Annotated in this window: 19 protein-coding genes, 1 rRNA gene and 1 pseudogene; 6 read left to right on the forward strand and 15 right to left on the reverse strand. The window is 72.7% G+C overall.

Annotation, left to right across the window (positions count from 1 at the left end; translation table 11 throughout):
- Positions 1 to 194 precede the first annotated feature (194 nt).
- Positions 195 to 311 (forward strand): 5S ribosomal RNA (gene rrf, locus DY240_RS03050).
- Between the two features lie 652 nt (positions 312 to 963).
- A complete protein-coding gene (locus tag DY240_RS03055; RefSeq protein WP_267901634.1) occupies positions 964 to 1,977 on the forward strand; it encodes a Y-family DNA polymerase in 1,014 nt (337 codons plus the stop codon).
- Here DY240_RS03055 and DY240_RS03060 read toward each other — a convergent pair.
- Positions 1,974 to 2,897, reverse strand: coding sequence for an AEC family transporter (locus DY240_RS03060; RefSeq protein ID WP_119658499.1), 924 nt, complete (start codon positions 2,895 to 2,897; stop codon positions 1,974 to 1,976). The two genes, DY240_RS03055 and DY240_RS03060, sit on opposite strands and share 4 nt — an antisense overlap.
- Positions 2,898 to 3,145: 248 nt before the next feature.
- Here DY240_RS03060 and DY240_RS03065 point away from each other — a divergent pair, with 248 nt between their 5' ends.
- Positions 3,146 to 4,699 carry a M28 family metallopeptidase gene (locus DY240_RS03065; protein WP_119658500.1) on the forward strand — a complete coding sequence of 518 codons (1,554 nt, stop codon included), beginning with the start codon at positions 3,146 to 3,148 and terminating at the stop codon, positions 4,697 to 4,699.
- A gap of 33 nt (positions 4,700 to 4,732) precedes the next feature.
- On the opposite strand, the gene DY240_RS03070 is transcribed toward DY240_RS03065, so the two are convergent.
- The 4 genes from DY240_RS03070 to DY240_RS03085 all read right to left on the reverse strand — a co-directional run bounded on the left by DY240_RS03070 (position 4,733) and on the right by DY240_RS03085 (position 8,003).
- Positions 4,733 to 5,161, reverse strand: a complete 429-nt coding sequence (locus tag DY240_RS03070; protein WP_119658501.1) for a type II toxin-antitoxin system VapC family toxin — start codon at positions 5,159 to 5,161, stop codon at positions 4,733 to 4,735.
- Complete coding sequence (locus DY240_RS03075; protein ID WP_119658502.1) at positions 5,158 to 5,400, reverse strand: DUF2191 domain-containing protein; 243 nt, start codon at positions 5,398 to 5,400, stop codon at positions 5,158 to 5,160. The genes DY240_RS03070 and DY240_RS03075 overlap by 4 nt, the downstream gene beginning before the upstream one ends.
- Before the next feature lie 3 nt (positions 5,401 to 5,403).
- On the reverse strand, positions 5,404 to 6,879 hold the full coding sequence (gene mptB / locus DY240_RS03080; protein WP_147375182.1) for a polyprenol phosphomannose-dependent alpha 1,6 mannosyltransferase MptB: 1,476 nt from the start codon (positions 6,877 to 6,879) through the stop codon (positions 5,404 to 5,406).
- 128 nt (positions 6,880 to 7,007) lie between these two features.
- Complete coding sequence (locus DY240_RS03085; RefSeq protein WP_119658504.1) at positions 7,008 to 8,003, reverse strand: aldo/keto reductase; 996 nt, start codon at positions 8,001 to 8,003, stop codon at positions 7,008 to 7,010.
- A gap of 95 nt (positions 8,004 to 8,098) precedes the next feature.
- Here DY240_RS03085 and DY240_RS03090 point away from each other — a divergent pair, with 95 nt between their 5' ends.
- Complete coding sequence (locus DY240_RS03090; protein WP_119658505.1) at positions 8,099 to 8,818, forward strand: TetR/AcrR family transcriptional regulator; 720 nt, start codon at positions 8,099 to 8,101, stop codon at positions 8,816 to 8,818.
- Here DY240_RS03090 and DY240_RS03095 read toward each other — a convergent pair whose 3' ends face one another.
- The 9 genes and pseudogenes from DY240_RS03095 to DY240_RS03135 form a co-directional block, all read right to left on the reverse strand.
- Positions 8,819 to 9,589: an alpha/beta fold hydrolase gene (locus DY240_RS03095; RefSeq protein ID WP_119658506.1), complete on the reverse strand. Its 771-nt coding sequence runs from the start codon at positions 9,587 to 9,589 to the stop codon at positions 8,819 to 8,821.
- A 29-nt stretch (positions 9,590 to 9,618) separates the two neighbouring features.
- The gene (locus DY240_RS03100) at positions 9,619 to 10,782 is read right to left on the reverse strand and encodes a sensor histidine kinase (protein ID WP_119658507.1); all 1,164 of its coding nucleotides are present in this window, start codon (positions 10,780 to 10,782) and stop codon (positions 9,619 to 9,621) included.
- Positions 10,779 to 11,222: pseudogene (locus DY240_RS03105) on the reverse strand (winged helix-turn-helix domain-containing protein); the annotation flags it as partial. The gene DY240_RS03100 and the pseudogene DY240_RS03105, both read right to left, overlap by 4 nt.
- A gap of 35 nt (positions 11,223 to 11,257) precedes the next feature.
- Positions 11,258 to 11,689 carry a nuclear transport factor 2 family protein gene (locus DY240_RS03110; RefSeq protein WP_119658508.1) on the reverse strand — a complete coding sequence of 144 codons (432 nt, stop codon included), beginning with the start codon at positions 11,687 to 11,689 and terminating at the stop codon, positions 11,258 to 11,260.
- Between the two features lie 660 nt (positions 11,690 to 12,349).
- Positions 12,350 to 15,136 (reverse strand): sugar-binding protein, encoded by a 2,787-nt coding sequence (locus tag DY240_RS03115; RefSeq protein WP_119658509.1) that lies wholly within the window; start codon positions 15,134 to 15,136, stop codon positions 12,350 to 12,352.
- A 37-nt stretch (positions 15,137 to 15,173) separates the two neighbouring features.
- Positions 15,174 to 15,977, reverse strand: a complete 804-nt coding sequence (locus DY240_RS03120; protein WP_119658510.1) for a carbohydrate ABC transporter permease — start codon at positions 15,975 to 15,977, stop codon at positions 15,174 to 15,176.
- Positions 15,974 to 16,867: a carbohydrate ABC transporter permease gene (locus tag DY240_RS03125; RefSeq protein ID WP_119658511.1), complete on the reverse strand. Its 894-nt coding sequence runs from the start codon at positions 16,865 to 16,867 to the stop codon at positions 15,974 to 15,976. The genes DY240_RS03120 and DY240_RS03125 overlap by 4 nt, the downstream gene beginning before the upstream one ends.
- A complete protein-coding gene (locus DY240_RS03130; protein WP_119658512.1) occupies positions 16,867 to 18,231 on the reverse strand; it encodes an extracellular solute-binding protein in 1,365 nt (454 codons plus the stop codon). The genes DY240_RS03125 and DY240_RS03130 overlap by 1 nt, the downstream gene beginning before the upstream one ends.
- Positions 18,232 to 18,270: 39 nt before the next feature.
- Positions 18,271 to 19,374, reverse strand: a complete 1,104-nt coding sequence (locus DY240_RS03135) for a PfkB family carbohydrate kinase (protein ID WP_119658513.1) — start codon at positions 19,372 to 19,374, stop codon at positions 18,271 to 18,273.
- A 176-nt stretch (positions 19,375 to 19,550) separates the two neighbouring features.
- Here DY240_RS03135 and DY240_RS03140 point away from each other — a divergent pair, with 176 nt between their 5' ends.
- Entirely contained in the window at positions 19,551 to 20,303 is a 753-nt protein-coding gene (locus tag DY240_RS03140) for a DeoR/GlpR family DNA-binding transcription regulator (RefSeq protein WP_119658514.1), read from the forward strand.
- The gene (locus DY240_RS03145) at positions 20,300 to 21,631 is read left to right on the forward strand and encodes a 6-phospho-beta-glucosidase (RefSeq protein WP_119658515.1); all 1,332 of its coding nucleotides are present in this window, start codon (positions 20,300 to 20,302) and stop codon (positions 21,629 to 21,631) included. The genes DY240_RS03140 and DY240_RS03145 overlap by 4 nt, the downstream gene beginning before the upstream one ends.
- A gap of 153 nt (positions 21,632 to 21,784) precedes the next feature.
- Here the strand turns inward: DY240_RS03145 and DY240_RS03150 are convergent, their stop codons facing one another.
- Complete coding sequence (locus DY240_RS03150) at positions 21,785 to 22,723, reverse strand: trypsin-like serine peptidase (protein WP_119658516.1); 939 nt, start codon at positions 22,721 to 22,723, stop codon at positions 21,785 to 21,787.
- Positions 22,724 to 23,010: the final 287 nt, after the last annotated feature.

Below are 23,010 nucleotides of genomic sequence, written 5' to 3' on the forward strand. Positions count from 1 at the left end.
GGACGTGGAAGCCCAGCAATGGGTGAAGCTGACCGGTACTAATAGGCCGAGGACTTGACCACACACACAATCTTCCCCACCCCACGGGTGGGGGCTGCGAAGACAAACGCGTCCACTATACGGTTCTGAGACCAACGAACAGACACCACCCGAACACGGGTGCGTGTCCCGGAGTGATAACTCCATACAGTCGTGCCGGCGGTCATAGCGGCGGGGAAACGCCCGGTCCCATTCCGAACCCGGAAGCTAAGCCCACCAGCGCCGATGGTACTGCCCTCTAGCGGGGGTGGGAGAGTAGGACACCGCCGGACACTCATGTGACGAAGGCCCGCCTGGACTCCAGGTGGGCCTTCGTGCGTTCCCGGCTCTTCAGCGCGGCGTCCGCCCGCTGAAGGGGCCGGGCCGCAGCTGCGTCGGCCGGTCAGGGTTCGGTACGCGCGCCGCTGGAGGACTGCTGTCTGATCCGACCGCAGACCGCCAGCGCGTCCACCAGCCACACCACTGTGCGCCGGCGGGCGACGTCGGCCCACGATCACGAGCGGCGGTCGACCACCCGCCGCCGCGGCCGGCGGGAACCCGGCCCGCGCGCGGAGAGTTGGACAGGATGAAGGGCTACCCCGCCGGGGGCAGCCCTTCGCCACGTTCCGGCTCCGGTGTCTGGCGGCGGTGGGTACCTGAGGACGCCGGACAGCCGGCGGCCCGGATGGCCACCTCGATGCCCGCCCTGGTCTGGATGACCTTGGCGTCGTCGCTGAGCTCCGGCGGCAGGTGCCGGAGGTTCGCAACGGCAGGGGCGGCGTCGCCGTCGCGAGGCCATGGACGAGGAGGTCGAAGCTCAGCTGCGCACTCCAGTTCGTCGGACCCTCCGCTTAGGCTGGAGACATCGACGACCAACCGGACACCCTCGTCGCGTGGCTGAGCGAGGACGACCAGTTCGCCCGGGCACTGCCGGGCGGACCGCTGCTGCATGTCGACGCCGATGCGTTCTTCGCGTCGGTCGAGCAGCGCGACCAGCCCGCCCTCCGCGGCATCCCCGTGGCCGCGGGCGACGTCGTCATCGCCTGCGCCAGCTATGAGGCGCGCGAATGGGGCGTGCGGGCCGGCATGACCATCGGCCAGGCGGTGGCCGCGTGCCCGCGGCTGCGCGTCGTCCCGTTGCGCCCCGCCGCGTACGACGCCGCCAGTGCGGCGCTGTTCGCCGTGTTCCGGCGGTTCGCCGCACGGATCGAGCCCGGTTCCATGGAGGAGGCGTTCCTCGACACCCGCACCACCCCGTGGGCGACGATCGACCAGCTGGCGGCGGCGGTGCAGCGCGCCGTCCGGCAGGAGGTCGGTCTGCCCGTCACGGTCGGCGCCGGGCGGACGAAGTTGATGGCCAAGCTCGCGTCGCGGTCGGTGAAGCCGCACGGCCTGCGCGTCATCCACCCCGCCGAGGAACGCTACCTGCGCCCGGCACTGCTGGTCGACGAGCTGTGGGGCGTCGGCGAGGTGACCCGCGAGCGGCTTCGCCAGCACAGCATCCGCACGGTCGCCGACATCGGCGTCGTGCACCCCGAACATCTCCGCGACATCGCCGGCACCCAGATGGCTCGCAGGCTCGCCGCCATCGCGGCCGGCACGGACGATGCCACCGTGCGGCCCGAGCGCCCGCGCCGGTCGTTCAGTGTGCAGCGAGCGGTGCCCCGCGGCACCCCCGTCGACGTCGACGGGCTGGTCGCCGAGCTGGCCGGCCGGCTGCGCGGCGCCGGGCTCACCGGCAGCGTCGTCAGCCTCAGCGTCCTCTACGCCGGCAACCTCGAGCACCACGGCCGGACCCGCCTCGGCGAGCCCACCGACGACCCCGCCGTCCTGGCCGCCGCCGTCGGCCCGCTGGTCGACGCCGCCACCGCACGGCGCATCGAGCGGGTCGGCGTCACCGTCACCGGCCTCCAGCCGGCCGGCGCCGCCGTCCAGCTCACCCTCGACACCGGCTACTAGCCCGACCTGAGCAGCGCCGCCACCAGAATCAGCACCGGCAACGACAGTACGGTCGTCACCAGCACCGCCTCTCGCACCAGTACCTGTGCATGGCCGTACCGCAGCGCGAACGTCAACGCGTTCTGCGCCGTCGGCAGCGCGGACAGGACGACGACGGCGAGCAGCTCGGGCGACGACAGACCCAGCGCCCGGCCGAGCAGATACGCCACCGCCGGATGCACCACGGTCTTCAGGCCGACCGCCAGCGCCAGCGGCCCCCGGTCCGGGCCCCGGCCCGGCCGGCTGCTGCCACGCAGCGAGATGCCGAAGACCATCAGGACCGACGGAATCGAGATCGCCCCCACCAGCACGAACGGCTCCATCAACGGCTTCGGCACGGTCACCCCGGTGGCGGCCACGACGACGCCGGCCAGCGAGGCGACCGTGATGGGGCTCTGCAGCGGCGTGAGGAACCGCTGCCACATCGGCATCGACGCGCCGCGGCCGGCGAGGTCGAGCACCGTCAGCGCTACCGGCACGATCACGATCGTCTGCATCAGCAGGATCGGCGCCACCAGGGTCGCGTCGCCCAGGACGTAGGCCGCGATCGGGATGCCCAGGTTGCCGGCGTTCACCAGGCCCGAGCACAACGCGCCCAGCGAGGTGTACGAGACGCCCCACCGCCGCCACCAGCCCACCGCGGCGAACACCGCCATCACCACGACGACGCTGCCACCGGTCGCGATCAGCGGCTCCGCCACGATGACGGCGAGATCGGCCTCGGCGACGGTGTGGAACATCAAGGCCGGACTGGCCACCCAGAACGCCAGCCGCGTGAGGACCATGGGGCCGGCCGGGCCGAGCAGTTCGGTGCGGCCCAGGACGTAACCGACGGCGATGATCGAGACGATGACGGCGAACCCGGTGACGACGCTGGTCATGAGGTCTCTGGTTCGCTCCGTTCCTCGCCGGCGGCCTCGGCACCCGCCGTCGGGCCGCTCCTCCGCGACGCCGTCGTCCACGGTCGAACGGGCACCAGCCTACGCGGGCTGCCGCGTCGCCCGAGGTCAACCGCCGCAATCCGACATCGCCAAGGTCTTCTGCAAGGACGCCGCGCCGTCTAGTGTCTCGGTCATCATTTTCCGGTCCGCAGGCCGGCATCCAGGAAACCTGTGCAGGAGGTTGCCCGATGACGAGACGACCGACCAGGCGCACGGCCGCGCTCGCCGGCGCCGGCGTGCTCGCCGCGACGTGCTTGCTCACCGTCCCCGCCGAGGCGACGAGCGACAACGTCACGATCCGGCAGATGAACAAGCTCATCACTCTCGAGGCGGTCATGGGCCACCTCGAGGCGTTGCAGGAGATCAGCGACGAGAACGGCGGCAACCGCGCATCCGGGGAGGACGGATACGACGCGTCCGTCGACTACGTCGTCGAGCAGCTCGAGGACGCCGGCTACACGCCGGAGGTCCAGGCCTTCGAGTTCGACTGGTTCGACGAGCGGTCCGAGCTCGAGCGGGTGACCCCGCAGCCGCGCGTCTACGAGGAGGGCGCGGAGTTCATCCGCGCCGACTTCGACACCGGCGTGCCCGAAGGCGAGGCGACCGGCGCGCTGTTCCCGGCCGACCTCCGCCTCGACGCGCCGGGACTGCCGGACAACACGTCCAACAGCGGCTGCGAGCCGGCGGACTTCGCCGGCATGGCGGCGGGCAGCATCGCTCTGGTCCAGCGCGGCACCTGCGGATTCAGCGTCAAGGTGCTCAACGCCCAGGCCGCCGGCGCGGCCGGCGTCGTCGTCATGAACGAGGGCCAGCCCGGCCGCACCGGCCTCGTCGGCATGATCGGCGACGCCACCGGCCTGAGCATCCCCGCGGTCTTCGCGACGTTCGACGCGGGCGCGAACCTGGCGAGCACGCCGGGCGCCACCGTCCGCGTGAAGGTCGACTTCGACACCGAGGTCCGCACGACGTACAACGTCTTCGCCGAGACCCGGAAGGGCAACCCGGACAACGTCGTCATGGCCGGCGCCCACCTCGACAGCGTCCACGACGGCGCGGGCATCAACGACAACGGCACCGGCAGCGCGGCGCTGCTGGAGACGGCGATCCAGATCAATCGGCAGAACCTCAAGAACCAGGTTCGGTTCGCCTGGTGGGGTGCCGAGGAGTCCGGCCTGCTCGGCTCGAACCACTACGTGGCGGAGCTGCCGCAGGAAGAACTGGACCGGATCGCGCTCTACCTGAACTTCGACATGGTCGGCTCGCCCAACTACATGTTCGGCATCTACGACGGCGACAACTCCGGCGGCACCGCGCCGGAGGGCTTCATCCCGGAGGGCTCGGCACAGATCGAGGACGTGTTCGAGCAGATCTACACGCGCCGCAACCAGCCGTTCAACGACAGTGAGTTCTCCGGGCGGTCGGACTACGGCGCGTTCATCGCCGAGGGCATCCCGTCCGGTGGCCTGTTCACCGGCGCCGAGGGCGTGAAGACCGAGGAACAGGCCGCGATGTACGGCGGCCTCGCCGGCGTCGCGTACGACCCGTGCTACCACGCCTTCTGCGACAACCTCAGAGGCGACGGCCAGGACGAGGCCGTCTACGACGCGCTGGCCGCGGAGTACGACCTCGTCGGCAACGTCAACACGAAGGCGCTGGACATCAACGCCGACGTGATCGGCTCGGCCATCCTGACCTTCGCCTACGACACCTCCACGGTCAACGGCGTCAAGCCGCGCCGCTAGGTCGGCGCTCGTCTCGACCGGCGGCTGCTCTGCTCATCCGCCGAGCGGGTTCTCCCAGCGCAACCCGGGGAACCTGGCGAAGTCGCCGTCGGTCGAGACGAGTGTCAGACCGTGCTCGATGGCGAGCGCGGCGAGGTGTGCGTCGGGAACCAGCGTGGATCTGGTCACCGACGGCACGAGAGACTCGAGCACCTCGCGATGACGGTCCGTGGGGATGGGCGTCCAGGAGGGGTCGGCATCGAGCCATTCGCTGACCTGGTGCCAGGCGTCGGCCGGCGACTCAGGCCGGGGGAAGAGCTTGGGGTTGGTCACGAGGCGGACGAACGCCAGCAGGCTCTCCCACGGCAGGCCGACCCGGTTGACGCCGTTCAGTGCCGTGTCGAGCCACTGGCGCGCACGCTCGTGCTGCGGATAGTCGACGACATGCGCGTAGAGCAAGATGTTCGCGTCGACGAGGATCACCGCTGGGCGCCGTCCTCGACCTCGTCGAGAACATCGGCGACGTCGTCGACGTTGGGCAGGCTGGGCCGGCCGAGACTGACCGTGCGCGTGGCGAAGGCATTTCGCCGGGCGGGCTTCGTCTGGGTGAGCCCTCTGCGCAGGGCGTCGTTGACGACGTCCCGAAGCGTCGCACCTCGCTCGCGCCGGATCGTCTCGATCATCTTCGCGACGTCTGGGTCGAGAGTCAGCGTCGTCCTCATGCATCACAGCATAGCGCTCGTGATGTCTTGATGTCTGGTGCTGCCCGGCCGGTCGCCCGGGGTGCGCGCGCCGGCCAGCCACCAGAACGTCACGGCCAGCGTCACCGCGAGGAGCAGCAGCGTCAGCGGCAGCAGCCCGTGGTGCCAGCGGGTGAGCGGGTCGGGCAGCGCGGAGAAGCACAGCGCGACGCTCAGGGCGATCAGCCGGCGGTGCCCGACGCTGCCGGCGCAGGCCGCCAGCAGCGCGACCGCCCACGACAGGTACCAGGCGTGGATCACCGGTGCGGCCAGGGCGAGCACCACGAGGGCACCGCCGACCAGCACCCCGGCCCGGCGCACCGGCGTCGACGGGTCGCCGCCGCGCACGATCAGCACGCCGATCAGCGCCGCGCCCGCGGCGGCGCACAGCAGCCGCGACCAGTCCAGCAGCTCGCCGAAGCTCACCCCGCCCACCGTCGGGCCGAGCACCCCGTACGCGAGCCCGGCGAGCGCCGCCGGCACGGTGTAGAGCAGCTCGACCCGTCCCGGGGTGTCGAGCGTGGCGATCCAGCCCCACCCGTCCGGCACGGCCGCCGCCGCGGCGAGCGTGACCGCCGCCGTCATGGCCAGGGCCGCCGCCGTCCCGGCCCAGCGCCGCTCCGGCCGCCGGAACCGGGCCCAGAGCACGTAGCCGACCAGGATCAGTCCGGGCAGCTTGATTGCGAACGCGGCCGCCGCGGCCAGCGCGGCCAGCCACCACAGCCGCCGGCGGGCGGCCAGCAGCACCACGGGCGCGAGGGCGGCGATCACTACGTCCAGGTGCACGCCGCCGACCAAGTGCAGCACGACGATCGGGTTCGCCGCGACCAGCGCGACGGCGACGGCCCGCGCGTCCGGCCGGGCCAGCCGCGCCGCGGCCACCGTCGCGACCACCACGGCGGCGAGCGCCAGTGCGCGCAGCAGCAGTACGAACGTCACGTGATCGGCGCCGGTGAGGCCGGCGGCCCAGCCGAGCAGGCTCAGCGACAGCGGCCCGTACGGTGCAGGCGTCATCCGCCAGATCGGCGCGACCGGGTCCAGCAGCGGACCGGGGCCGAACACGATCGGGCCGGTCACGTACGGGTCGATGCCCATGACCAGCAGCCGGCCCTGCGCGACGTACGAGTACGCGTCCAGGCTGAGCAGCGGCTGGGCCGGCAGGACCGGCGCCGTCCACACGGCCGCCGCCCTCGCGACGTACCGGACGTCGACGACGCGGTCGCGGGCCAGCAGGTAGAGCAGGACGAAGGCGAGCGACAGCACGGCGATCCCGGCCAGCGCCAGCACGCTCCACGCCGGCCGGCCGGCGTCGGCGGCCCGCCACAGTCCCAGCGGCCCGCCGGGCAGGACGACACCCGGGACGGGTCCGGCCCTGGTGGCGGCGACCACGACCGTCGCCGACGCGGCCGCACCGGCCACCAGTGTGGCGCGAGGGCTGACGGCGGTTGACGTGAGGGACATCGGGCTCCTGCCGGTCGGCCGGGGACGTCACCCGACACGAAGCCAGACCACGGCATGGAGCCGACGGCGTGCCGATGAACGGCACGGGGCGGCCGGGTGAAGGATCCCGCCCGCCCCGCCCCGTGTGGTCAGCGCTCGCTGTCGAGGTGGGCGTAGGCGTAGTCGGCGTACCGGTTGCCCGCGGCCGCGCCGGCCGGCACCGCCTGCTCGATGCGGGCGAGGTCGGCGTCGTCGAGAGCGAGGTCGGTCGCGCCGAGCGATTCCGCCAGCCGGTCGCGGGTGCGCGCGCCGACCAGCGGGACGATGTCGGCGCCCTGGGCGGCGACCCAGGCGATCGCCACCTGCGCCACCGTCGCGCCCTGACGCTCCGCGACGCCGCGCAGCGCGTCGACCAGCGCGAGGTTGCGCTGGAGGTTGCCGTCCTGGAACCGCGGGCTGGTGGCGCGGAAGTCGCCGGCCGCCAGCTCGCGGTCGGGGCGCCAGTGGCCGCTGAGCAGCCCGCGCGACAGCACGCCGTACGCCGTCACGCCGATGCCCAGTTCGCGGGCGACGGGCAGGATCCGCTCCTCGATGCCGCGGGAGAGCAGCGAGTACTCGATCTGCAGGTCGGCGATCGGGTGGACGGCGGCAGCCCGGCGCAGCGTGTCGGCGCCGACCTCGGACAACCCGATGTGCCGGACGTAGCCGGCCTGCACGAGCTCGGCGATCGCGCCGACGGTCTCCTCGATCGGCACGTCCGGGTCCAGTCGCGACGGCCGGTAGATGTCGATGTGGTCGGTGCCGAGCCGGCGCAGGCTGTAGGCGGCGAAGTTCTTGACCGCGGCCGGCCGGGCGTCGAACCCGAGCCACGTGCCGTCGGGTCCGCGCAGGCCGCCGAACTTCACGCTGATGACGACGTCGTCGCGGTTGCGATCCCGGAGCGCGTCGCGCAGCAGCAGCTCGTTGTCGCCCATGCCGTAGAAGTCGCCGGTGTCGAGCAGCGTGACGCCGGCGTCGACGGCGGCGTGGATGGTCGCGACGGACTCGTCGCGGTCGGCCGGCCCGTAGAGGTCGGACATGCCCATGAGGCCCAGGCCGAGCCGGGAGACGGCGGGACCGGTGGTGCCGAGGGTGGTGGTGCGCATGGAGGCTCCTTGGTGAGCGATGTTTCCAGTGCTAACACTTCAACGTTAGCACCGCGTCTTAGCGATGCTAACGCGCGGGAGTTATCATTGATTCCATGACGCCCGCCGACGGAACGAGCACCCGCGACCGCATCCTGCGCGCGGCCGCCGAGCTGCTGGAGCGCGAGGGCCGCGAGGCGGTGTCGACGCGGGCGGTCGGCGCCGCGGCCGGCGTCCAGGCACCCACCCTGTATCGGCTGTTCGGCGACATGAACGGGCTGCTCGACGCGGTCGCGGCGTACGGGTTCGAGGAGTACCTGCGCGGGAAGCGCGCCCTCGCCGAGACCGACGACCCGGTGGCCGACCTGAGCGCCGGCTGGGATCGGCACGTCGAGTTCGGGTTGGCCCGCCCCGCGTTCTACGTGCTCATGTACGGCAACGGCCGGCCCGCCGACGAGTCGCCGGCCGGTCGCGAGGCCGCCGCCGTCCTGCGCCGGCTGCTCAGCCGGGTGGCGGCCGAGGGCAGGCTCACCATGAGCGTCGACCGCGCCGCCCGGCTCGTCCACGCCACGGGCGTCGGGGTCGTGCTGACGCTGATCGCCACCCCGGAGGCCGAGCGCGACCTCTCGCTGTCCGAGCTGGCCAGGGACAGCGTGCTGCGCACCGTGGTCGCGGAGACGGCGGCCCCGCCGGCGGTGGTCGCCGACCCGGTGACGGCGCGGTCGGTCGCGCTGCGCGAGGCCCTACGAGCCGACGGCGACGGTTCCGGCCCGCTCACCGCCGCCGAGCGGGCGCTGCTGGAGCAGTGGCTCGACCGCCTCGCCGGCCGGCGCTGATCACGGCAGCCGCGCCAGCCAGTGCCCGACGAGGTCCGCGAACACCGCGGGCTGCTCGAACGGCAGATAGTGCCCGGCCTCCGGCTCGACGGCGTAGGCGCCGTCCGGGTAGTGTTCGAGCGCGCCGAACTGGTCGGCGTACCCGGCGATGAGGTCCTGCCGCCCGGTGAGCAGCGCCGCCGGTCCCGCGTACCGCACGGCGTCGTCCTCGTCGGACAGCCGGTAGCCGGCCGGACGGAGCCGGTCGAGGAACTCGTCGTCGCCGGTCATCGTGGCGGTGACGACCGCCGACACCCGGCGTGCGACCTCCGCCGTCCGGTTCCCCAGGGCCGTCGCGAGGTGCGGCGCGAGCTCCGGCGCGATGCCGTCGAGCCAGCCGGCCGGTGGAGGGGTGGACGGCGCCGGCGGGAGGGTCCGCTCGGCGGCCGCGATCGTCACCCCGGAGCAGACCAGCAGCAGCCCGGCGACCCGGCCCGGCACCCGCCGGGCGACGCCGGCCGCGAGGTAGCCGCCGTACGAACACCCGGCCAGGGCGACCGGCCGGTCGAACGACGTCAGCAGGTCGGCCACCGCAGCGCGGATCGCGTCGGACGTCGGCTCGCCGCCCGGCGACCCACCGGTGCCGGGCAGGTCGACGTAGACCCGCCGCCACCCGGGCCGGCCCTCGAACACCGGCTCGAACGCCGCGACCGCCGAGCCGCGGTCCAGCCCGAACCACGGCAGCACGACGAGCGGCCGCCCCACACCCCGGGTCTCGTACGCCAGCACCATGACCCGCCGAGAGTATCGGCGCGCGGCGGTCACCGGGCCGGCAGCGTCACGGTGACGGTGAGCCCGCCGCCGGGCCGGGCGGCCGCGGTCGCGTCGCCGCCGTGGGCTCGTGCCACGGCCCGGACGATCGACAGGCCCAGGCCGAAGCCGCGGTCGGGGCCGGCGCGCCGGTCGCCGAGCCGGCGGAACGGCTGGAACAGCGCCTCGACCTCGTAGTCCGGCACCTCGGCGCCGGTGTTCTCGACCGTGAGCCGGACCCCGCCGGGCGCGGTCCCCGTCGTCACCGCCAGCCAGCCGCCGGCGACGTTGTGCCGCACCGCGTTCTCCACCAGGTTGTGCGCCAGCCGCTCGAGCAGGACGGGGTCGCCGCAGGCCGGCGCCGGGTCCAGCGGGCCGGCCCGCAGGCGCACTCCGGCCAGTGCGGCGTCCGGCCCGGCCAGCCGGCACACGTGCGCGGCGACCTCGGCGAGGTCGACGGGGGACCGGTCGGTCACCGCGTGCTCGCTGTCGGCCAGCGTGAGCAGGCCGTCGATGAGCCGCTCGTGCCGCTGGTTGACCGCGAGCAGCGCCTCGCCCAGCCGGCGGGTCTCGTCGGCCGCGCCGGGCTGCGTCACGGCCAGCTCGACCAGCGCGCGGTTGAGGGCGAGCGGGGTGCGCAGCTCGTGCGAGGCGTTCGCCACGAACCGGCGCTGCCCGTCGAACGAGCGGTCGAGCTGCTCCAGCATGTCGTCGAACGTGTCGGCCAGCCGTTTCACCTCGTCGTCGGGGCCGGTCAGCGCGATGCGCTCGTGCAGGCCGCGGGCGCCGCCGCCGCGGGCGATGCGGCGTGCGGTGCGGGTGATCGTGACCAGCGGGCGCAGCGCCCGCCCGGCCACCAGCCAGCCGGCAGCGGCGGCCACGACGCCGACGGCCAGCAGCGCCAGCGCGCCGCGCGTGAGCAGGGAGTCCAGCGCGGCGTCCTGCAGGGCGTCCTGCTGCGCCTGCACCTGCGCGACCACCTCGTCGACGGTGCCGCTCACGGCGGCGGACGCCCGCAGGGCGGCGAGGTCGGAGTCCTCGCGGTCCGGGTCGGTGATCGACGCCAGGCTCTGCCGCACCAGGAGGTACGTCACCCCCAGCACGAGCGCCCCGGCCAGCACGAACAGCCCGCCGTACAGCGTCGTCAGCCGCAGTCGCAGGGTCCAGCGCGTCACGGCAGCCGGTATCCCGCGCCGGCGACCGTCTCGACCACCGGCGGGTCGCCGAGCTTGCGCCGCAGCTTCATCATCGTCACCCGCACGACGTTGGTGAACGGGTCGATGTTCTCGTCCCACGCCTTCTCCAGCAGCTGCTCGGCGCTGACGACGGCGCCGTCGGCCCGCAGCAGCTCGGTGAGCACCGCCAGCTCCTTGTTGGCCAGCGCGACCGGCCGGCCGTCGCGGGAGACCTCGCGCCGGGCCGGGTCGACCCTGATGCCGGAGCGCTCCAGCACCGGCGGTGCCGCCGGCCGGGCCCGGCGCAGCAGCGCGTGCACCCGGGCGGACAGCTCGGCGAAGGCGAACGGCTTGGTCAGATAGTCGTCGGCGCCGAGGCCCAGCCCGGCCACGCGGTCGCGGATGCCCGCCGCCGCCGTGAGCATGAGGATTCGTGGCGGCTGCGCGCCGGAGGCGAGGATCCACCGGCGGGTGGTCATGCGCACGCCTCGATCGGGAAGGTCTGGCCGAACGTCAACGGGCTCGCGTACTCCGTGCCGGCCACGATGCGGCCGTCGCGCCAGTCGAACCGGAACGCGTACACGTTCTCGTACGGCCGGCCGTCGGCGGACACGAAGTCGCCGTCGGCCTCGGCGAACGACGTCCCGCCACCGGCCGCCACCGTGACGTCCGGCCCGACGAAGTCGATGGTGCCCATCTGCGCGACCTGCTGGAAGTAGCCCATGACGGCCTCGCGACCGGCCAGCACGACGGCGTCGTCGCGGTCGCCGCTGAGCGGCATGCGGTTGACGAACGTCACACCGGGGTCCAGCAGCGCCCGCACGGCACCGGCGTCCTCGCGTTCGAAGGCGGCGAGGAACCGGTTGGTGCGCCGCTCGGTAGTGCGCTCGTCCGAGCCGCCGAACAGCCCGGCCGCGACGGCGGCGAGCGCGGGCGTTGGTCCCGTCCCCCTGCTGCCCGATTGTCTTGGCCGCGGGCGCGCGCCTCAAGCGGACTATTGGGCGCTTCGCGCCGGCGATGACCGCTTGACCCGCGCGCCCGCGGCAAAGAACGGGCAGCTATCAGGGGGACGGGGGNGCGCCCGCGGCAAAGAACGGGCAGCTATCAGGGGGACGGGGGCAATGTGGCGACGGTGCCAGGCCTCTGGGCCCGTTACGGTGTGAGTTTGCTGTCGTGGGGCGTCCACCTGGTGAGATTTCACCGTGATTCGGGGGCCATCACGAGGATTACCTCAGCGTCAACACCCCTACAGTCATGGTGAAGCTCACGAAATCCTCGTGATGTAGGCGATCGCCGATGATCATCGCCGCCCACAGCCCGACAAAGCACGCGAAACGGGCACGGCAACGCCGAGGCGTGCCCACATCCTCCCCGTCCCCCTGATAACTGCCCGTTCTTGGCCGCGGACGGGTGAGTCAAGCGGTCATCGTCGCGCGAAGCGCCAATAGGTCCGCTTGACGCGCCCGTTCGCGGCAAGAGATTGGGGCAGCAGGGGGACGGGGAGCCCCACCAACGTGCTTCCGCTTCCCCGGAACGCATGCCCGGGGAAGCGGAAGCGACGAGCCCGTCAGTCGACCGGTTCGGCCAGGGCCAGGGTGCCGTCGTCGGTGATGAAGGCGACCAGTGCCGTGAGGTCACCGGACTCACCGGTCACCGGCACGTCGACGGTGGTCCGGCCGGAGCCGACCTCCACCGACACCGAGCCCGCCACGCTCTCGCCGTCCCAGAGGAAGACGTTCGCCCGGCCGGGCTCCCGGGTGCGCAGCCGCACCTCGACGTCACCGGAACCCGACGTGGTCGCCGACGTGATCGCCGCCGTGCGGGCCGGCAGCTCCGGTCCACCGCCGAGACCGACGCCGTCGACGGCGGACTGGGCGATGCTCTGCGGCGAGTCGACGCTCAGTGCGGCGGTGTCGGGCATGGTCGGGGCGACCGGGTCGGACCCGGCGTCGGCCAGCCCCGGCAGCGTCGCGAGCGCCCACCGGAACGGGTCGGCCTGCACGCCGTTGAAGGTGGACCAGCCGATCCGCGTCTGCCCGGTCTTGTCCTGCGTGTCGGAGTCGTAGACCAGGACGTTCACGCCCATGCGCTCGGGGTCGACGTTGTCCGGCAGCACGTCGAACGGGATCTTCGCCTCGATCGTGTAGCCGGTGTAGCCGTCGGCCGCCGTGGCGCCACCGGCGCAGGCGGCGCAGCCGCACGACCCGCAGCTGCCGCCGTGACCGCTCTGGGCCCGGGCGGCGCCCATGACCGCGGCGACCTCCATGCCGGGAGCGGTCTCGGCGCCCGGGCCCTGGCGGTTGTCGGCGTCGCGCTGGAAGCACGGGCCGCCCTCCACCGTGGTCGGGAAGATGCCGGTCTTGAACGTCGTCGACGTGTTCGACGACGTGCCGCGCGGGTCGACGGTGATCTCGACGGAGTCGGTGCGCCAGTGCCGCTTGCAGTCCTCCAGCGGCAGCACGGTGCCCAGGACGTCGTCGGTGACCTCGACCAGCACGTAGAGCGCGTCGTCGGTGTAGCTCAGCCGGGTCGTCGACGACGCGTCCGCCGGCGGCACCGCCTGGCCCTCCCACATGGTCGAGGAGTCGATGACCTCGCCCGGGTACTCGCCCTCGCCCGCGACGCCGTCGACCACCGGCGCGGAGACCTGCGGGATCTGCGTCGACGGGACCAGCTCGAGCACCGCGTTCTGGGTGTCGGTGCCCGCGCCGTAGTCGGTGACGATCTGGAACGGGTACCCGCCGTTCGGCGCGCGGTTGGACGTCGGCAGCTCGGTGTCGGTGTTGGTGACGTCGAACGTGACGGTGGTCGTGGCACCGGGCGCGAGGCCGTCGAACGGTGCCGACGCCGGCGACGCCGTGAACCCGTCCGCGAGGTCGAGCGTCACCGACCCGGACGCCGCGGCGGCGCCGTCGTTGGTGACCTCGACCGTCACCGGCTGGGTGCGGCCGACGCCGACCGAGGCGATCGGCGCGATCAGGCTCTCCAGCTTCGGCAGGTCGACCTCGGCGGTCCAGCCGGCGAACACCTCGGCCTCCGGCCGCTGCGCCAGCTCGCCGCGGACGTCGGTGGTGACCTCGACGGCGGCCTCGTTCGAGCCGCTGCCGGTCCGGGTGGCGAGCGTGGCCTTCAGCGCGACCCGCTGACCGGCGGCGGCGTCGGCCGGCGGCGTCACGGTGACGTCGACGCTCACCTCCTGGCCGGGGCGCAGCGTGCGCGGCAGCGCACCGGCGGGCACGTCCGCCGTCCAGCCGTCCGGCCCGGACACCGTCAGCGACGGCGCCACCAGCGGCTGGCGAGCCGGCGCCTTCACCTGCACGGTCGTGGTGAACTCCTGACCGGGCAGCACGAGGAACGGCTCGGGGTCGATGGTCAGCTCGGTGCCGAGCGGCAGGCCGCCGTCGGCGGGCAGCAGCGCGCCCTGCAGCGCGGCGGTCGGGCCGGCCGTGGTGGCCGGATAGGGCGTCCGGCTGGCGATGAGCGTGAACCAGTCGCAGCCGTTCTGCTCAGGGTCGGCCGGCGGCGGCGGGAACACCGCCCAGCCCTGGCTCACGTACTCCCACTGCGACTTGCGCTCCCGCAGCGCCCACAGCTCGCCGGTCTCTTCCGACACCCGCCCCTGCCAGACGCCGAACACGCGGTCGGTGGCGTCGGCGGGGGTGTACGGCGTGGTCTCGCAGGCCGAGCCCGTGACGCCGGTGCCGGTGGCGCCGCCCCGGAGGATGCGGGAGACCCGCCAGGTGGACAGGCCCTCCTCGGACAGCTGCTCCGGGAACGCCTCGGGGTCGGCGGCCGCCTCGTAGGCCTCGACGGCCAGCCGTGCGGCCTGCTGGTGGTGTCCGTGGTTGCCGGGCGTCGGTGACGGATTCATCGTGACGATGACCTCGGGCCGCGTGCTGCGGACCACGCGCACCACCCGCTCCAGCGCGTCGTCGCCCCAGACCTCGTCGGTCAGCGGCGCGCTGGCGTTGTAGAAGAAGTCGACCTCGTCGAGGTTGTAGACGTTCTCGACACCGGCGTTGCCGACGGCGCGACGCTCCTCGGCCTCGCGCAGCATGCCCAGCTCCGGGCCCTCCTCGAGGCCGACGGCGTTGCCGCCGCCCTCGCCGCGGGTGACGGTGATGACGCCGGCCTGGATGTCGTCGTACTCGTTCCACTGGCCGAACGCGGCCAGTGAACCTGCTTCGTCGTCCGGATGTGCTCCGATGTAGAGCACGTCGAGGTCGACGGCGCCGTCCGGGCCGTTCCCTCGCTGCTGCGCCGGTCCGCCGGCGGCTGTCGCCGTCGTCGGGAGCGTAGCGGCGAGGAGAGCGACTGCGGCGGCGGCTACAGCAGCGGGTCTGGCTGCTCGCATGGTGACTCCTCTCAGTGGTGCCAACCTTCGGGCGCCGTTACTTGACGGCGCCCTCGACCATCCCCCGGATGAAGTGGCGCTGCAGGAACAGGTAGAGCACGATCACCGGCAGCGCGACCAGCGTCGCGCCGGCGGCCAGCAGCGCCGTTCCGGACGTGTACTGGCCCTGGAAGAAGGCCAGGCCCAGCGGTGCGGTGCGCAGGCTCTCGTCGGTGGCCATGATCAACGGGATGAGGAACTCGTTCCACGTCCACATGAAGACCAGCACGATCATGGTGGTGAGCGCAGGCCGGCCCATCGGCACCAGGATCCGCCACAGCGTGGTCCAGTGCCCGGCGCCGTCGATGCGGGCGGCCTCGACGACCTCGCGGGAGCTGCCGCGGAAGTAGGCGCGCATCCAGAACGTGCCGAAGGCCGTCGACTGCGCCACCTGCGGCATGACGATCGCCACCAGCGTGTTCGTCAGCCCCAGCTCGCGCAGGTCGAAGTACAGGGCGATGACCAGCGCCTCGGCCGGCACCATGATGCCGAGCAGGATGACGTAGAACAGCACCTCGGAGCCGCGGAAGCGCATGGTGCCGAACGCGTAGCCGGCCAGCACCGAGAACAGCGTCGACAGCCCGACCACCAGGATCGCGACGACGACGCTGGTGCGCAGGTAGGAGCCGAAGTGGCCCTGGTCCCAGGCGTCGGCGAAGTTCTCGACGTGGAACGACCCGCCGCCGCCGATCTGGTCGTTCGAGAGCGCCGTCTGCAGGATCAGCAGCACCGGGTACACGGCGATGACCGCGAACAGTGCCAGCACGGCGTAGTTGGCCAGCCGTTCACCGCGCGAGATCATCGCTGCCCCCGTTCGCCGACCCGGTTGATGAGCACCGTCGCCACGAACACCACCAGCGTCAGCACGACGGCCAGCGCCGTCGCGATGCCGACCCGGCCCAGCAGGAACGCGTTGTTGTAGACCTGGTACGACGGGACGGTGGTCTCGGTGCCCGGCCCGCCGCTGGTCATGACGTAGACGAGGTCGAAGGTCTTGAGCGCGGCGATGACGGTGAGCGTCAGCGCGACCGCCAGCTCGCCGCGCAGCGACGGCAGCGTGATGGCCCGGAACTCCCGCAGCGGACCGGCGCCGTCGAGGCGGGCCGCCTCGTACAGCTCGCGCGGGATGCGCGACATGCCGGCCAGGAACAGCACCAGGCACAGGCCGGTGCCGACCCAGGTGCCGACGATGCCCACCGACGGCAGCGCCCAGGTGTAGTCGCCCAGCCACGGCCGCGCCAGGGAGTCCAGCCCGACGAACCGGAGCAGGTCGTTGAGCGGCCCGTTCGGCTCGTAGATCTGCCGCCACGCGATGGCCACGACGACCATAGGGATGACCTGGGGCAGGAACAGCACGACTCGGAAGAACCCCATGCCGCGCAGCACCGCACGGCTCATCGCCGCGGCCAGCAGCAGCCCCAGCAGCACTGGCACGACCGCGTAGAACACGACCAGCACCAACGCGTGGACGAACGCTCCGCGCAGCTGCGGCTCGGTGAACAGGTCGCGGTAGTTCGACAGCCCGGCCCAGGTGCTGGCGCCCAGCCCGTTCCACTCGTAGAGCGAGAACTGTGCCGTCCGGGCCAGCGGGACGAGGACGAACAGGCCGAAGACCAGCAGCGCCGGCAGGATGTAGAGGTAAGCGACCCGACGCGGTTCGCCGGGCCGCCTACCTGGGGCGGCGAGCGCCATCAGCTGCCGGTGGCCGCGGTGTACTCGGCCTCGAGCGTCTCGAGGAACTGCTGCGGGTCGCTCTGGCCGGCCATCAGGTTCTGCACGGCGACGGTGATGGTGTCGTAGAACGTCTCGGTCGCGTAGTCGAGGTACGGCACGACGAGGTCCTCCTGGCCGGCCTGCGCCCACGCCGCGAACACCTCGGACTGCAGCCCGGTGGTGGTCTGCTGGTCGGCTTCGATGACCGGGAGGTTGCCGGCCTCGGTGACCGCCGTCATGGCGTCGGAGCTGGTGATGAAGTCGATGTAGGCGGCCGCGGCCTCCTTGGCGTCACTGTTGGCCGGGATGGCCCACGGGATGCTGATGCCGCCGGTGACGAGGTGCTGGCCGCTGGCGCCGGCCGGCGGCAGCACGAAGCCGACCTCGTCGCCCATGGCCGAGGTGAGGTCGGCCACCAGCCAGGTGCCGCCGACGAAGAACACGCCGGTGCCCTGGGCGAACGCCTGCCAGGCGCTGTCGTAGGAGACGCCGTTGAAGCCGTCGACGAAGTAGCCGGCGTCGACCCAGTCGCGGGTGGCCTGCGCCGCGGCGACGTTGTCGTCGGACGTCCACGACGAGCCCGGCCGGCCGAACCCGAGGTTGCGGATGGTCTCGGCGTCGGAGAACTGGTTTTGGATGAACCCGAACTCGTGGATGCCGGCCCAGGGCTCGGAGTTGCCGAACTGGATGGGCACCTCGCCGGCCGCCTGGGCCGCCTGCAGCGCCGCCTCGAAGTCCTCGGTCGTCTGCGGCGGCTCGAGGCCGAGGGCGGCGAGCTTGGTCTTGTTGTAGTAGAGGCCGACGATCTCGCCCATCTGCGGCAGGCCGTAGAGGTTGCCCTCGCCGTAGTTGGCGCCATCCTCGCTGTAGGACGCCAGCGCGCGCACCGACTCGGGGAAGCGGTCGAACCAACCGTACGCCTCGGCGTAGCCGTCAAGAGGCGTGAGCAGGCCGGACGCGACGTACTGGCCCATCTCGGGGCGGCCGTTGTTGGACTGGACGACGTCGGGCGCGTCGTCGCCGGACAGCGCCAGCCGCAGCGTGGTGCGCAGGTCGTCGGTGGAGCGCGCCACCCGCTCGATGGTGATGTTGGGGTAGGCCTCCTCGAACGCGGCGTTGAGCGCTTCGATCTGCTCGGTCTGCCCTTCGCGGACCTCCTGGTCCCACACCGTCAGCGTGATGTCGCCCAGCTCGGACGGGTCGGTGGCGACGTCGCCCGCGGTGGGCGCGTCGCCCGCCTCGGTGTCGTCACCGTCGTCGCCCGGTGCGCACCCCGCGAACAGCAGAGCGATGGCGGCGACCGCGCCCAGTGCGGTGCGGGTCCTCCTGATCGGCAGAGTCATGAGTCGGCCCTTTCCCAGATGTCGTGTGCCCAGGTGTCCTCAGCGGCCGGCCCGGAAGCCGAGCGTCGCGATGGCTCGCGACACCTCCGGGACGGCGTCGGCCGGGACGATCGTGTTCAGGAACTCGTAGTCGTCCGCGAGGGCGGGATCCTTGGACCCCGTCTCGCGGTACCACAGCGCGATGTCGCCCCAGCCGGGCGAGGCCAGGGCCCCGCCGAAGTGCCGCACCGAGAGCGCGGCACCCAGGTTGGCCAGCCGCAGGCTGTGCAGCAGCGGCCAGCCGGCCAGCGTACCGACCATGAGGCCGGCCACGAACACGTCCCCGGCCCCCGTGGGGTCGAGCGCCTCGACGGGGACGGCGGCGGCCTTCACCGGGCGGCCGGCCTCCTTGTCGAACGCGAGCGCGCCGTCGGCGCCGTTGGTGACGACCGCCAGCGGCACCAGCTCGGCCAGCTTCTCCACCGCCGCCTCGGGACTGTCGGTGCGGGTGTAGCTCATCGCCTCGACGGCGTTGGGGGAGAACGCGTAGCAGCCCGACAGGCTCTCGCGCAGCCGGCCGAGGTCCCAGCGGTCCTCGGGGTCCCAGCCGAGGTCGGCGAAGACCCGGCCGCCGGCCGCCGTGACGGAGTCGACCCACGGCTGCCGCTCGGCGCCCAGGTCGACGAAGCACGACCGGGCCTGCGGCGGGTGGGTGACCAGGCGGTCCAGCGCCTCGGGGCGGTGCCCGTGGGTGACCATGGCGCGGTCGCGCTGGTAGACCATCGACACCGTGACCGGCGAGTGCCAGCCGGTGACGTAGCGCGAGTAGGTGAGGTCGACGCCCTCCTGGACGCCCAGCGTCTGCCGGCAGTAGTCGCCGTAGAGGTCCTCGCCGAACGTCGCGGCGAGGCCGGTGCGCAGCCCCAGCCGCGCGGCGGCGACGGCGAGGTTGGCCACGCCGCCTGGACTGGAGCCCATGCCGTCGGCCCACACCTCGGTGCCCTGCTTCGGCGGGCCCTCCATGCCGATGAAGATGATGTCGAAGAAGACGGTGCCGGTGAGGAAGACGTCGAGCTCGGGACCGCCGTCGGATCGCAGCCCGGCCAGCGGGTCGTGCCGCGACGGTGCGCGGTACGGGTCGCGAGCGATGTTGGACACGGCCATTCCTCCCAAGGGTTGGGTGGAACCCTAGTGGCGCTGCGCGCAAATGACAAGATATGAGCGCTTGTGATCCATCTCCGTGGCTTCACTGGCCGCTCATCGGGCATTTCGCTCAGTTCTGCTCACGTTTCGGCGTGACTACTGTTCGATTGAGCGAAGATGACTGATATGGTGCAGCCGTGCTTGCGCAGCGCCGGTATGAGCTCATCATGCAGACCCTCCGTGCCGAGGGTCCGGTGTCGGTGACCACGCTGGGCAGCCGCCTCGGTGTCAGTCAGGCCACCATCCGGCGCGACCTCGCCTGGCTGGAGGAGCAGGGACTGCTCACCCGCGTGCGCGGCGGCGCGGCCGCCAGCCCGTCGCTGGAGCCGTCGTTCGCGGCCGTCGCCACCGAGGCGCACCAGGCCAAGGACGCCATCGCGCGGCGCGCCGCGCAGATGGTCGAGGACGGCGACGTGCTGCTGCTCGACATCGGCACCACGGTGCACCGCCTGGCCGTGCACCTGCGGGGCCGCAAGGTCACCGTCATGACCGCCAACATGGCGGTGTACGAGGAGCTGCTGCCCGACCCCGACATCGAGCTGATCCTGCTCGGCGGGGTGGTGCGGCGCAACTACAAGTCGCTGGTCGGCTTCCTCACCGAGGACGCCGTCCGCCAGCTGCGCGCCGGCAAGTTGTTCATGGGGACCAGCGGGGTGCGCGCCGACGGCGCCGTCGTCGACACCACGGTGGTCGAGGTGCCGGTGCGCCGGGCCATGATCGCGGCGGCCGACCAGGTCATCCTGCTCGCCGACGCGGAGAAGTTTCCCGGGACGGGGTTCGCCACCGTGTGCGGACCCGACGCCCTGGACGTCGTCGTGACCGATGCGGCCGAGGGCACCGAGGCCCTCGGCGCGCTCCGGGAGAACGGTGTGAAGGTGGTTCTCGTATGAGGTTGACGATCCTCGGGGGCGGCGGATTCCGCGTCCCGCTGGTGCACCGCGCCCTGGCCAGTGAGGAGTCCGGCGTCGACACCGTCGTCCTGCACGACACCGACGCCGAACGCGTGCGCGCCGTGCGGGCGGTGCTCGAGGAACGCTCCGGAGGCCGCGGGCCGAAGCTGGTGGTCGAGAGCGACCTCGCGGCGGCGGTGCGCGGCACCGACTTCGTCTTCTCCGCCATTCGGGTCGGCGGGCTGGCGGGCCGGTCCTGCGACGAGCGGACGGCGCTCGGCCAGGGCGTCCTGGGCCAGGAGACCACCGGTGCCGGGGGCGTGCTGTACGGCTTGCGGACGGTGCCGGTGGCGCTGCGCATCGCGTCGACCATCGCCGCCGAGGCGCCGGACGCGTGGGTCATCAACTTCACCAACCCGGCCGGCATGGTCACCGAGGCGATGAGCTCGGTGCTCGGCGACCGCGTCATCGGCATCTGCGACTCCCCGGTCGGGCTGTTCCGCCGGGTCGCCCGCGCGCTGGGCATCCCGATGGGCGACGCGTGGTTCGACTACGCCGGGCTCAACCACCTCGGCTGGCTGCGGCGGGTGCTGGTCGGCGGGCGCGACGTGCTGCCGGACCTGCTGGCGTCGGACGACGCGCTCGGCTCGTTCGAGGAGGGCAAGCTGTTCGGGGCGCCGTGGCTGCGCACGCTGAGCGCCATCCCGAACGAGTACCTCTATTACTACTATTTCACCCGCGACGCCATCGCGTCGGCGACGTCGGCGCCGGCCACCCGCGGCGAGTTCCTGCTCCAGCAGCAGGCCGGGTTCTACGCGTCGTCGTCCGGTGCCGGCGCGGCCGAGCGGTGGGACGAGGTGCGGCGCGAGCGCGAGGCCACCTACATGGCCGAGAGTCGCGAGGCCGCCGGCGTCGGCGACCGCGACTCCGCCGACCTCGACGGCGGCGGGTACGACCGCGTCGCGCTGGCGCTCATGCGGGCCATCGCCGCCGACGAGCGCGCCACGCTGGTGCTCAACGTCCGCAACCGCTCCGCCCTGGCCGGCGTCGACGCCGACGCCGTCGTCGAGGTGCCCTGCCTGGTCGGCCGCAACGGCGCCCACCCGCTGGCCGCCGGCGCGCTCGACCCCTCGGCGGCCGCGCTGGTGGCGTCGGTGAAGGCGACCGAGCGCGCCACCATCGCGGCGGCCCGGTCCGGCTCCCGGCGGGCGGCGGTGGCCGCGCTGGCCGGCCACCCGCTGGTCGACTCCGTCACGACGGCCGAGCGGCTCATCGAGGCCGAGCTGGCCGCGCTGCCCGAGCTGCGCGCCGTCCTCACCCACGACTGACCCCCGCATCGGGATCGGTGCGGGCCGCGGGGGTGTCCGCACAGGGTTCGGCGCAGGCGACCTCACTGTGGGTGGGGCGTGGGGCAGCGCCGCTCCACCGGCGCTCGGGGGTTCGCCGGTGGAGCGACGCTGGTCAGGGGTGCTGGCGGTCGGTCAGGCCGCCGCCGCAGCGTTGTAGATGGACTGGGCCGTGCTGCCGAAGTACGGGCCGTACATCGTGTTCGGGTCGTTGTTGTACTTGTAGCTGTTCACCGAGTTCAGCCGGCCGCCGGTGATCCAGCCGCCGCCGGACGAGCCGCCGGTCATGTCGCAGGGGATGCCCTGCGTCGTGGCGCCGAACGGGTCGTTCCGCGCGGTGCCGCTGCACGAGTACAGCCGCTGGCCGTTGAACGGCGGCGCCGCCGGGTAGCCGTAGGACGTGTAGCTCAGGCCGCGGGCCAGGTTGAACGCGATGGGGTACGAGCCGACCACGCTGGTGAGGCTCTGGCCGGAGGAGTTCTCGTTCATGACCGCGAAGCCGACGTCGACGTTGAAGTCGCCGCTGTTGGCCCAGCCGCTCGAGGTGAACAGGTCCGACGCCGACCACTGGCCGTACGGCGCGGAACCGTTGTCGTACGCCGGCACGAACGTGAACCGCGTGGCGAACGCGCCGCCGTCGCCCTCGTGCAGGCAGTGTCCGGCGGTCGTGACGACGTCGCCGTTGCCGCTGGTGGTGGCGGTGCCGGAGCAGACGTAGTCGACGCCGCCGATGGTGAAGAAGACCTTGCCGAGCTGCGGGCGAGGGTTCTCGGGGACGGCGGCCGGCCGCGGCTTCGCCTTCGCGGCGGCAGCGGTCGCGGCCGTGCGGGCGTCGCCGTCGAGCGTGGCGTCGGCCGGGATGGCCGCCCGCATGCGCTCGGGTGTCCAATAGGCCTCCACGGCGCGCTGCTGAGCTCGCGTCGTCGCCTGTTCCTGATGGACGACCGCGGATGCCCGGACGCCGTCGGCGGTGGCCGTCGTGGCATCCGTTCCGGCCAGAGCCGGAGTGGCAGCGATGCCGGACACCACGAGTGCGGTTCCGGCCAGGAGAGATCGGATGACGGGTCTCCTCATTGCCCATTCCTCCCTGATGAGGCAGTTCGCCGGGTTCGACGAGATGCCTCAACATACAGTCATCGTCCTGTCATGTACAGGTATGTCGGAATTGACTTTTGTAGGAGGTCCGCGGGACAACGGCCAGGACCGTAAGTCATGGCACGGTCGACTCCGCCGGGACAGCGTGCGCGGGACTCAGAGGGCGCTGAAGAACAGCGCGGCCAGGCCGGCGCTGAGGGCGACCTCGGTGGCGCAGGCGCCGGCCGGCGACGCCAGCAGCCGGGCGGCGGGCGCCGGCGCCGGGC

The sequence above is a fragment of the Jiangella rhizosphaerae genome, from assembly GCF_003579925.1.
GTDB lineage: Bacteria > Actinomycetota > Actinomycetes > Jiangellales > Jiangellaceae > Jiangella > Jiangella rhizosphaerae.